Genomic DNA, 11,030 nt, shown 5'->3' on the forward strand with positions numbered 1-11,030 from the left:
CAGAGGGGTAGTCGCCGTGTTTTCAAGATACAAGAAGCAGCCAGCAGCGCAGCCGGTCGAGGCTGCTCCAGCGCCTGAGGCTGCGGCGCAAACGCCTGCTCCGAAAAAAGCATCCACTGACAACGCCGTCGCCCGCCGCCCAATTCAAAAGAAGGCTGCTGAACCGGTCGGATCGGACCGGGATCGCAAGCGCAAAGAGCGCTTGGGTGAGATTAAGATCGAGATGCACCGGGAACTGCTGGAAAACCTGAATCTTGCGGCACTTGAAAAGGCCGGAGAATCTGAACTTCGAGCGGAAATCAGCGCGATCTCGAGCGAAATCCTCGAATCCCGCGATATTGTTCTGAACCGCGAAGACCGGTCACAGCTAAACAAAGAACTGTATGACGAAGTCACTGGTTTGGGCCCCCTTGAGACGCTGCTTCAAGACGACAGTGTCAACGATATCCTGGTAAACGGTCCTCAGCAGATTTTTGTCGAACGGTTCGGCAAGCTTGAAATCAGCGACGTCACGTTCAAGGACGAAAAGCACCTGATGCGGATCATCGACAAGATCGTATCCGCCGTGGGTCGCCGGGTCGATGAATCTAACCCCTATGTTGACGCTCGCCTGGCTGACGGGTCGCGTTTCAACGCAATGGTGCCACCTATCGCCGTTGACGGGTCGCTGGTTTCCATTCGTAAGTTCAAAAAAGACAAGCTGGCCATCGACGATCTGGTCAATTTCGGCGCCTTCACAGAGGAAATGGCCGCCTATTTGCAGGCAGCTGTTTCAACGCGCCTGAATATCATCGTCTCGGGCGGTACAGGCTCCGGTAAAACGACGACGCTGAATGCCTTGTCCAGCTTTATTGATGACGCCGAACGCATCCTGACCATCGAGGATACGGCGGAACTTCAGCTGCAGCAGACCCATGTGGGACGGATGGAAAGCCGCCCCCCTAACGTCGAAGGCAAAGGCGAAGTCAGCCCGCGCGACTGTCTTAAAAACGCTCTTCGTATGCGTCCTGACCGCATCATCGTGGGCGAGACGCGTGGCGCCGAGGTGATCGACATGCTGCAAGCCATGAACACTGGCCACGACGGTTCGATGACCACGATCCACGCCAACTCGGCGCGTGACGGGATTTCGCGTCTCGAGAACATGATTGCGATGGCCGGGATCGAGATGCCTATCAAAGCGGTACGCAGCCAAGTCTCATCCGCTGTGAACCTGATTGTACAGGCCAGCCGCCTGCAGGACGGCTCACGTCGGATGACCTCGATCACTGAGATTACGGGGATGGAAGGTGACGTGATTTCCATGCAGGAAATTTTCAAGTTTCAACGCGTTGGACTAACGCCGGACAACAAGATCATTGGCCATTTCACCGCAACCGGTGTGCGCAGCCACTATTCCGAACGCTTCCGTCTGTGGGGCTTTGATCTACCGTCATCCATCTACGAACCTACGACCGTCTAAGGAGATCCGGAAATGCAACTGCCCGTAGAGGCTCTTATCTATGTTGTGATCTTCGTCGGAGTTCTTCTCCTGGTCGAGGGCATCTATCTTGTGGCATTTGGCAAGTCCATCAGCCTGAACAGCCGCGTGAACCGGCGTTTGGATATGCTTGAGAAAGGCGTCGGACGCGAACAGGTTCTAGAACAGCTGCGCAAGGAAATGCAGCAGCATATGAAATCCCAGAGCATCCCGCTCTATTCGCTTTTGGCCGACAAGGCACAAAAAGCTGCTATCGCCTTTTCACCTCGCCAATTGATCATGATCATGATGCTGGTTTCTGGATTTGCCTATGTGGGCTTGAGCATCGGCACAGGAACCGAGGTCGTGTTGCGGATTGCGCTGTCGGTCGCGATCGGCGTGGGTGGCGTGTATGCTTGGGTAAACAACAAAGCCAAGAAGCGTATGGGATTGATGGAAGAGCAACTGCCCGACGCAGTTGAACTAATGGTTCGGTCTCTTCGCGTCGGTAATCCATTTGTTTCGACGATTCAAATTGTTGCCAATGAAGTGCAAGACCCGCTTGGCACGGAATTTGGCGTCATCGCAGATGAATGCGCCTATGGCCGTGACGTCGGTGAAGCCCTGAAAGACATGGCCGAACGACTGGGGATGCAGGATCTGCGCTTTTTGTCCGTCGCGGTAGGAATTCAGCAACAGGCGGGTGGTAACCTGGCCGAGATTTTGGCGGGTCTGGCCCAGGTTATCCGAGCGCGGTTCCGCTTGTTCCGCCGTGTCAATGCGATCACGGCCGAAGCCAAATGGTCCGGCAAGTTCCTGTCTGGCTTCCCCCTATTCTGCCTGTTGTTCATTTTGGTAAAAGATCCGGGCTACTATGACGAAGTTGTGGACCACCCATGGTTCATTCCGATGTGTTTCTTTGTGGGCATCATGCTGACACTGAACCTGATCGTCATGCGCATTCTTACGAATATCAAAGTCTGAGGGCTTGAGTATGGAATTTCTGACCCAAATCAATGAAGTCCTGACCGAGAATTTGGGGCCGTTCGGGCCACTTATCGTAGTCGGGGTTTTGGGCTTGTTCATGATCCTTGTGACCTTGCCACTGATGCTGAATCAGCCTGAGGACCCTCTCAAGAAACTTCAGCGCTCTAATGCACCCTCCAAGGAAAGCAAAAAGGGCAACAAGGACAAACTGCGACAATCCAGCCGCAACGAGCAGCTTCAGAAATTCGCGAACTTCCTGGAACCACAGAACAAGGAAGAACTGTCCGCGATGGAGCTCAAGCTGCGCCAGGCGGGGTATCAGTCCAAAGACTCGGTCCGCTTTTTCCATTTTGCTCAATTTGCGCTTGGTTTGGTCGGTATTTCAATTGGTGTGCTGTTGGTCACGGTTTTTGCGGGTGATCAGGAATTTACACCAGCCCAGATGGCCATGCGCGTCTTGATCCCGGCATGTGCGTTCTACTTCCTCCCGCGCTATTGGATCACACGGCGCGTTGCCGAACGACAGGAAGCCATCGTTGCAGGTTTCCCCGACACTCTGGATCTTATGCTGGTTTGCGTCGAAGCCGGTCAGTCGCTGGATCAGGCGATTGTTCGGGTCGCGGCTGAAATGAAAGTCTCTTACCCGGATATTGCCTCGGAATTCGAAGTCGTCGCGCACGAATTGAAGGCTGGTAAGGAAAGGGACAGCGTTCTTAGAGACTTTGGCACACGTTGCGGCGTTCAGGACGTCAGCTCGTTTGTGACTGTTATGATCCAGTCGGCCACATTTGGTACATCAATCGCCGAAGCCCTGCGGGTTTATGCCGGTGAAATGCGTGACAAGCGGGTAATGCGCGCCGAAGAGGCCGCGAACAAGTTGCCAACCAAAATGACACTTGCCACAATGATGCTGACGGTGCCGCCGTTGCTGGTCATTCTGGTCGGCCCTTCGGCAAAAGGCATCGCGGACTTTGCAAACAGTGGATCCGGTGGATAAAGTCCCGATGAATTCAAATTTCAGGTGTATCCGGTTCAGGCTACGCCGCACGTTTCAGGCCACCTTGGTTCTTGCCATGGTGGCCTCTTGTACAGAAACAGGCCTTTCGAACGACCTGGATGCTCCTGGTATCGACCCTAAGGCAGAATCTGTTGATCCGATTACGGTCGGAAACCGGCTGATGGCATCGGGCGAATATGAACTGGCGCTGACATCCTTTTCCCGCGCCGCGCTGGATCAGGGGATGACAACGGAACTCCTGACCTCAATGGGAACTGCGAACCTGGGTCTCAGGCGTTTAGGGCAGGCAGAGGAACTGCTGCGCCGCGCAGTTGAGGATGAGCCTGACTGGCCTATCGCGTGGAACAATCTTGGTGTTGTGCTGATGGAAAAGGCCGAATACCCCGAGGCAGAACAGATGTTCCGGCGCGCCTTTGCTTTGGACAATGGCGAAAGTGACGCAATTTTGGACAATCTGCGCTTAGCACTCGCAAAAATGGAAAATCCTGTTAATACTACCCCGGAAAAACAAGAATATACACTGGAGCAGCAAGGCAACGGGCAATTCAAGCTGCGCAAGCTCCCGTAACATAGGCAAGAGCAGTAAGGGACGCAAAAAATGCGCCAACAATTCTTGATTCCGACGATGGTAGTCTGCGGGATGGTCCTGTCCGCCTGCGAGAAAGAAACCGAAGAAGAAAAGGTAGAACGCACCTATCAGGAGGTGAACGTCATTGACGAAACCAACCTGAACGAGGTTCTTCTGACCGCGGCTGACCCAAACGAGGCTGTAACTTATTTCAAAGGGGCCGCCGCAAAAAACCCCGGCCGGATCGACCTGCAACGGGGCCTCGCGATTTCTCTTACGCGCGCTAAACGCACGACCGAGGCCGCTTCGGCGTGGAAAAAAGTGACGACCATGAAAGGCGCGAGCAACGTCGACCGGGTCGAATACGCCGCCGCATCAGTCCGCGCTGGTGACTGGGCAACAGCCAAGTCGACGCTGGATTCTGTTCCTCCAACCTATGAGACATTCCAACGTTACCGTCTTGAGGCGGTCGTTGCAGACTCCAGTAAAGACTGGAAACGTGCAGATCACTTTTACGAAACAGCCGTTGGTCTGACCACGCGCCCAGGTGGCGTTATGAACAACTGGGGCTACTCCAAGCTATCGCGCGGTGATTACGCCGATGCCGAGAGATTGTTTTCCGAAGCAATCCGTCAGGACAAATCGCTGTTCACCGCCAAGAACAACCTCGTGTTGGCCAGGGCTGCACAGGGGAACTATAACATGCCAGTTGTTCCTCTGACACAAGTTGAGCGGGCCATGCTGCTGAATACAATGGGTATTTCTGCGATCAAACAAGGCGATATCACGACGGCCAAAAACCTGTTCCGTGAAGCCATCGCAACCCATCCCCAGCATTATGAGGAAGCCGTTCGATCGCTTCGCGCGCTTGAAGAGGCCTGATTCATGAATATCCCTGCGACGGCAGCCGCATGGTTTTTGCCGTTTGTGTTGCCGATCTGTTTTTATGTGGCCTTCACCGATCTGCGTAGCATGCTGATCAAAAATCATGCCGTGATCGCTTTGGCCGCGATTTTTGCTGTTGTCGGGTTGATTGCACTGCCACCCTGGGCAACCGAGTGGACGACCGGCAGCGTGGGTCCGATTGCCCTGGCACTTCCGCCCTATCTGTGGCAATTGCTGCACATCGTTGTCGTTTTGTTTTTTGGCATCCTGTTGAACGCGGCCGGCGTCATGGGGGCAGGTGATGCCAAGTTTCTGGCTGCCGCTTCAGCCTTTGTCTGGGCCGGTGACTATCTGCTTATGACGCTGATCGCCACTTGCGCCATGCTTGGTGCATATGTGACGCACAGGCTGGCCAAGCACACACGCCTTCGGGCAATCGCCCCGGACTGGGAGAGCTGGGATCGGGGCAAGAAATTTCCGATGGGTTTTCCGTTAGGGGCCAGTTTGGCGATCTATTTGATTTTCGGAACTGTTTCCGGCTCATAAACTATCATCAGTCCGCCTTTTCAATGCCTTTGTGCTGACACAAAGCAGGTAAAGATTTTATGCAAGCGGCCCTTATGGGGCTTTTGGCGTGATTAGTGGATAGACGGGCAACGCTCATGAATATGCAGACGACCTCGGTTATGGCCCCCCCTGCCCCCAAGGGTATGGCCGAAATGAAACTGCCCATCGTGATGATGCGGGACATTCTGCTTAAGACGATATTCCGAAAGAACGTGGATACGGTCACGGAAATCGCGGAAGCGATCTGTTTGCCAGGTGCGGTCACGCAAGAACTTGTAGACATTGCACGCGAACAGAAACTGCTCGAAGCGACGGGCACACTGAACGCCAACAGTGGAAACGAGATGGGCTATCAGCTTACCGATGCCGGCAAAGCCCGTGCACTGGACGCGCTGAGCCAATCTGAATACTTCGGCGCTATGCCGGTTCCGCTGGACGTATACCGGGAACAGGTCAAGCGTCAGTCAATCCGAAATATTCAGGTGACCCGTGATCAGCTAACTGGTGCGATGGGACATCTTGTTCTGCCCGACAGCCTGCTGGACCATCTGGGCCCCGCAGTCAGCGCCGGCCGGTCAATTTTGATGTATGGCCCTCCGGGTAACGGTAAATCCTCAATCTCGAACGGTATTCGCGACGCGCTGGGGGACAACGTCTATGTTCCCCGTGCCATCGAGTATGCAGGTCAGGTGATCACGGTCTATGATCCGATCGTCCACACCGCGATCGAGCAAGAGGCGGATGACCCCAACAGCCTGCGCCGTCGCAAGCGGTTCGACACCCGCTATGTTCAGTGCGAACGCCCGACCGTGGTAACGGGTGGTGAACTTTCGCTTTCAATGCTGGATCTGGTCTACAACCCGACTGCACGTACCTATCAGGCGCCGCTGCAGCTGAAATCAACCGGTGGCATCTTCATCGTGGACGACCTTGGTCGTCAGCAGGAACCGCCACAGGCGCTGATCAACCGCTGGATTGTTCCTTTGGAAGAGAACAAGGACATTCTTGGCCTGCAGTCTGGCGAAAAGTTCGAAGTGCCTTTTGACACACTGGTTATCTTCTCGACCAACTTCCACCCAAATGAGATATTCGACCAAGCGGCCCTGCGCCGGATCTTCTTCAAGATCAAGATCGGTGGTCCCGTTCAAGAAGACTTCCTAAAAATCTTTGCAATGGTGGCGCGGAAACGCGGCATGCCGCTGGATGAATCCGCTCTGGTGCATTTGCTGAAGGTCAAATACCCGACCATCAACAACGTCTATGCCAACTATCAGCCGATCTTCCTGATCGACCAGATGATCTCGATCTGCGAATTTGAGGGCATCCCCTATCAGATGAGCCCCGACCTGATCGACAGGGCCTGGGCCAACATGTTCGTCAAAGACGAGGTAATCGTAAATTAACGCCGTGCCATTTCCGGGACAGGCCGGGTAGTCTGCGTTCATGACGCAGATTCCCCCCCGGATCACGGATTGGTTTGACGCCAAAGGCTGGTCCATCCATCCACATCAGCAAGAGATGTTTGACCGGGCTGCGGACCCGGCCACTTTGCTTATTGCGCCAACCGGCGGTGGAAAAACGATGGCCGGTTTCCTGCCGACGCTAGCCGAGCTGGCGGAAAATGATCGCCCCGGCCTGCACACGCTCTATGTCTCCCCACTCAAGGCTTTGGCCGCCGATATCCGCCGCAACCTGCGCGGCCCGGCGGACGATATTGGCCTGCCCATCCGCATCGAAGACCGAACAGGCGACACCTCGGCCACGCAAAAGAAACGTCAGCGCGTGGACCCTCCGCACATCCTGCTGACCACGCCTGAAAGCCTGGCCTTACTGACGTCGTACGAAGACGCCCCGCGGATGTTTGCAGGCATCCAACGCGTGATCGTGGACGAAATCCACGCCTTGGCCGAAAGCAAACGAGGCGATCAGTTGATGTTGGCGCTGGCCCGTTTGCAGAGCTTGTGCCCTGACCTGCGACGCGTCGGCCTGTCGGCCACAGTCGAAGACCCCGATGCCATCGCGCAGTTTTTGGCCCGCCACCCCGATCCTTGCAAGATCATTCAGGCTGATCCCGGCCCCGACCCCGATATCCAAATGCTTGAGACGCAAGAGATGCCGCCCTGGTCCGGTGGAGGGGCGGCCTATTCGATCCCTGCGGTGCTGGATCAGATCAAACAACACAAAACCACGCTTATCTTTCACAACACCCGCGCGCAGGCCGAAATATTCTTTCACAACATTTGGCTTGCTAATGATGACGGGCTGCCCATTGGCATTCACCACGGCAGCCTGGATCGGCAACAGCGCGAACGGGTCGAGGCTGCAATGGTCCGCGGTGACCTACGCGCCATTGTTTGCACCGGCAGTCTGGATCTGGGCATCGACTGGGGCGATGTGGATCTGGTGATCCAGATCGGCGCGCCCAAGAACGTCAAACGTCTGGTTCAGCGCATTGGTCGTGCCAACCACCGTTACAACGCCCCGTCCAAAGCCCTATTAGTGCCAGCGAACCGGTTTGAAGTGGTCGAGTGCGTCGCCGCGTTGGAGGCGGCAAAGGCCCATGATCTGGATGGCGAACCGCGCGGACCGGGCCCAAGGGACGTCTTGTGCCAGCATATGCTCATCGCCGCTGCGGCAGGTCCGTTCGATGCAGAAGCCCTGTTCACCGAAATGACGGCAGCAGGGCCATATTCTGATCTCAGCCGCGCTGAGTTCGACGCCTGTTTGGATTTCTGTGCAACCGGCGGCTACGCGCTGCGCGCCTATGATCGCTGGCAGCGGCTGTTGCAGCGGCCAGACGGGAAATGGCAGCTAAGAGACCCACGGGCAACACAGCGTATTCGTATGAACCTGGGCACGATACAGGACACAGACACGCTGAAAGTCCGCTTAAAGCGCAATCGCGGGGGCAAACCGCTGGGTGAGGTCGAGGAGGCATTTGCAGCCTCTCTGACGCCCGGAGACACGTTTCTGATCGGCGGACAGATCGTACGGTACGAGGGGCTGCGAGAAATGGTGGTCGAGGTCAGCCGCCGGGCGGACAAGAAGCCCAAGATCGCTACATTTTCGGGCACCAAGTTCGCGACCTCGACCCAACTCAGCGACCGTATCCTGCGCATGTTCGCTCAGCCGGAGTGGCCACAACTACCTGCCTACACGGCCGAATGGTTAGCGTTGCAGCGGGATATGTCCCGACTGCCTCAACGGGATCGCTTGCTGATCGAAAGTTTTCCCAATGACCGTCGTGAACACCTGTGTGTTTACGGCTTCGCTGGGCGCAATGCGCAACAGACCCTTGGGCTTTTATTGACCAAACGGATGGAGGAAACCGGGTTGGCGCCGCTTGGTTTTGTTGCCACCGACTATGCGACGCTGATTTGGGGCTTGGATGCTGTGACCGACCCAAGCCCATTGCTCCAATTGGACAAACTGCGTGACGGGCTTGAGACATGGCTGGCGGGCAACGCTGTCATGAAACGCACCTTTCGCGCTTCGGCCACAATAGCAGGCCTGATCGAGCGCAATACAGGCGGGCAACGCAAAAGCGGGCGTCAGGCTACGTTTTCCTCGGATATTCTTTACGATACGCTGCTGAAGTATGACCCCAACCACCTTCTGATGCAGATCACCCGCGAGGAAGCAATGCGCGGACTAGTGGATTTTGGACGTATCGAGACAATGATTGAACGAATTGGTGACCGGATAGATCTGGTTCGGCTGGATCGGGTCTCTCCCCTCGCCGCGCCGTTGTTTCTGGAGGTTGGCAAAGTACCGGTCAAAGGTGCCGCCGAAGAACGTCTGTTGGCCGAGGAAAGCGCCCGGTTGCTACAGGCTGCGGGACTAGACGCGAAGTAATTCAGCTTGCGCCAAGGATCAAAACAGGTGAAGAACGTACCATGAACGAGCTGGCGTTTTCCTTTGCTGAACAAGACCTGCGCGCATTGGGATCTGGTGCGTTGTGGTGGCCAAACCGGAAACTGTTATGCGTCAGCGATCTGCATCTTGGCAAATCCGAACGTATGGCGCGGCGCGGTGGTCCCTCTTTGCCGCCCTATGACAGTCAGGACACCCTGACCCGGCTGGCCGCCGACATCGACAGAACCGGCGCGCAAACTGTCATCTGCCTGGGCGACAGCTTTGACGATTTGGATACTTTGGCGGCGTTGGGCACTGCCGAGAAGCTTTCGTTGACGGCCCTGCAAGCAGGCCGACAATGGATTTGGATCGAAGGAAACCACGACCCGGGTCCAATAGACCTGGGCGGAACACATCTGGCTGAATACGCGGTAGGTCCGCTGGTTTTTCGGCATATCGCCCAACCCGGTGATCACGGCGAAATCTCGGGGCACTATCATCCCAAGACGTGCATTAGGGCACGCGGTCGGACGATCACACGCCCGGCGTTTTTGCTGGATAATGCACGGCTTATTCTACCGGCCTATGGCACCTATACAGGCGGGCTGCGAAGTTCCGAGAAGGTTCTAAGTGACTTGATGAGCGACCGGGCAATGGCCATCCTGACTGGCCCTCATCCACAAATCATCCCAATGCCACGCTGAGATCATATCAACCCGTCGTCTTCAAGCATCGGCTTGTACTTCCGGCTGACCGGTATCAGGTCACCATTCACCAGCTTCAAGTAGATTCTGTCAGCTACCTTCTCAGTGCCTGTGACTGCGTTGTCCACGATCCAATGGGACCGGTGCGCACAATGCCCGCGCAAAGGCTCCATTTCCCCAACCGCATCAGATAGCCGTAACCGGATCGCAAAGGTGCCCTCTGATGTGACCACATCCACGTAGTGATTGCGCGAGCTCAGGCGATAAATCTGCCCCTGAAAAGACGCAGGCAACCGTCGCGCAAGCCGCGGCGCCGGGGATGATGGTGGAGCGCTTTTGGGTTCTGCCCGGCTGGTCAGAATCAGGCCAGCGGTAAACAAGGCGCTGTATCCAATAACCCGCGGGATGCCGGGTGCGGAGTGGCCCCCAATGGAAAACAGAACCACGGCCAGCACCCAAAGGGACGGGATAAACAACAGCAATACAAACAGAGCGATTGCCAGGTCACGCACCGGCAGGTTCAGAACAGTCCCGGATTCGCGGATCAGTTTTCGGGCCATCCAGGTCGACGTCACAGCGATACCCATCACCCCGAACCAAAATAAGAAGCTTATGACAAACGGCAAATCCGACATCTGGAACGGCGGAAAAGCGTAAGCCAGCATAGGAAGGAAGAACGCTCCGGCCACCACGCGTTGTGGGCTGCACAGGCTGAAGATGGGTCTTAGCTTTGAAGTCATACCATATCAAAAACCACTTTCAGGGACCCAGCCAAAAGCCCCAGAAAGCTAACATTCACACACTGCAAACGGCTGGGAAATCCCGGCTAACACGCCCCATTCAGACATTCAAACCTTAAAGGGGGGAAATTTAGCACGTTGACATCATGGCCAATTTTCACACTTGTGCGAAATTCAGTTTTGTTGGGGCGCATTTTTTGCGCCCCAGCGAAACAGGTCAGGCTGTGAGGCCTTCTGGTTCTGGCAG

General features: G+C 55.8%; 10 protein-coding genes. 9 read left to right on the forward strand and 1 reads right to left on the reverse strand.

Annotated features, from left to right (window positions below; all coding sequences use genetic code 11):
* Positions 1-16 precede the first annotated feature (16 nt).
* The 9 genes from AC2FLJ_RS19155 to pdeM all read left to right on the forward strand — a co-directional run bounded on the left by AC2FLJ_RS19155 (position 17) and on the right by pdeM (position 10,043).
* A complete protein-coding gene (locus tag AC2FLJ_RS19155; RefSeq protein WP_058272282.1) occupies positions 17-1,462 on the forward strand; it encodes a TadA family conjugal transfer-associated ATPase in 1,446 nt (481 codons plus the stop codon).
* Positions 1,463-1,474: 12 nt separating this feature from the next.
* Complete coding sequence (locus AC2FLJ_RS19160) at positions 1,475-2,443, forward strand: type II secretion system F family protein (protein ID WP_282120043.1); 969 nt, start codon at positions 1,475-1,477, stop codon at positions 2,441-2,443.
* A 10-nt stretch (positions 2,444-2,453) separates the two neighbouring features.
* Positions 2,454-3,443 (forward strand): type II secretion system F family protein, encoded by a 990-nt coding sequence (locus AC2FLJ_RS19165; RefSeq protein WP_282169107.1) that lies wholly within the window; start codon positions 2,454-2,456, stop codon positions 3,441-3,443.
* A 7-nt stretch (positions 3,444-3,450) separates the two neighbouring features.
* The gene (locus tag AC2FLJ_RS19170; protein ID WP_496707199.1) at positions 3,451-4,032 is read left to right on the forward strand and encodes a tetratricopeptide repeat protein; all 582 of its coding nucleotides are present in this window, start codon (positions 3,451-3,453) and stop codon (positions 4,030-4,032) included.
* A gap of 30 nt (positions 4,033-4,062) precedes the next feature.
* Positions 4,063-4,914: a tetratricopeptide repeat protein gene (locus AC2FLJ_RS19175; protein WP_282169105.1), complete on the forward strand. Its 852-nt coding sequence runs from the start codon at positions 4,063-4,065 to the stop codon at positions 4,912-4,914.
* Positions 4,915-4,917: 3 nt separating this feature from the next.
* Complete coding sequence (locus AC2FLJ_RS19180; RefSeq protein ID WP_496707201.1) at positions 4,918-5,463, forward strand: prepilin peptidase; 546 nt, start codon at positions 4,918-4,920, stop codon at positions 5,461-5,463.
* 116 nt (positions 5,464-5,579) lie between these two features.
* On the forward strand, positions 5,580-6,887 hold the full coding sequence (locus tag AC2FLJ_RS19185; RefSeq protein WP_109313459.1) for a DUF8689 domain-containing protein: 1,308 nt from the start codon (positions 5,580-5,582) through the stop codon (positions 6,885-6,887).
* A 40-nt stretch (positions 6,888-6,927) separates the two neighbouring features.
* Entirely contained in the window at positions 6,928-9,339 is a 2,412-nt protein-coding gene (locus AC2FLJ_RS19190; protein WP_496707203.1) for a ligase-associated DNA damage response DEXH box helicase, read from the forward strand.
* Positions 9,340-9,380: 41 nt separating this feature from the next.
* Complete coding sequence (gene pdeM, locus AC2FLJ_RS19195) at positions 9,381-10,043, forward strand: ligase-associated DNA damage response endonuclease PdeM (RefSeq protein WP_496699820.1); 663 nt, start codon at positions 9,381-9,383, stop codon at positions 10,041-10,043.
* A 2-nt stretch (positions 10,044-10,045) separates the two neighbouring features.
* On the opposite strand, the gene AC2FLJ_RS19200 is transcribed toward pdeM, so the two are convergent.
* Entirely contained in the window at positions 10,046-10,783 is a 738-nt protein-coding gene (locus tag AC2FLJ_RS19200) for a LytTR family DNA-binding domain-containing protein (protein WP_496699821.1), read from the reverse strand.
* Between the last annotated feature and the right edge of the window lie 247 nt (positions 10,784-11,030).

Source organism: Ruegeria sp. CDSA034, from assembly GCF_059612275.1.

Bases quoted from the DNA above. Each gene is read 5' to 3' on its own strand.
- AC2FLJ_RS19160 (WP_282120043.1), top strand. From the start codon at position 1,475: ATGCAACTGCCCGTAGAGGCTCTTATCTATGTTGTGATCTTCGTCGGA.
- AC2FLJ_RS19165 (WP_282169107.1), top strand. From the start codon at position 2,454: ATGGAATTTCTGACCCAAATCAATGAAGTCCTGACCGAGAATTTGGGG.
- AC2FLJ_RS19170 (WP_496707199.1), top strand. From the start codon at position 3,451: ATGAATTCAAATTTCAGGTGTATCCGGTTCAGGCTACGCCGCACGTTT.
- AC2FLJ_RS19175 (WP_282169105.1), top strand. From the start codon at position 4,063: ATGCGCCAACAATTCTTGATTCCGACGATGGTAGTCTGCGGGATGGTC.
- AC2FLJ_RS19180 (WP_496707201.1), top strand. From the start codon at position 4,918: ATGAATATCCCTGCGACGGCAGCCGCATGGTTTTTGCCGTTTGTGTTG.
- AC2FLJ_RS19185 (WP_109313459.1), top strand. From the start codon at position 5,580: ATGAATATGCAGACGACCTCGGTTATGGCCCCCCCTGCCCCCAAGGGT.
- AC2FLJ_RS19190 (WP_496707203.1), top strand. From the start codon at position 6,928: ATGACGCAGATTCCCCCCCGGATCACGGATTGGTTTGACGCCAAAGGC.
- pdeM (WP_496699820.1), top strand. From the start codon at position 9,381: ATGAACGAGCTGGCGTTTTCCTTTGCTGAACAAGACCTGCGCGCATTG.
- AC2FLJ_RS19200 (WP_496699821.1), bottom strand. From the start codon at position 10,783: ATGACTTCAAAGCTAAGACCCATCTTCAGCCTGTGCAGCCCACAACGC.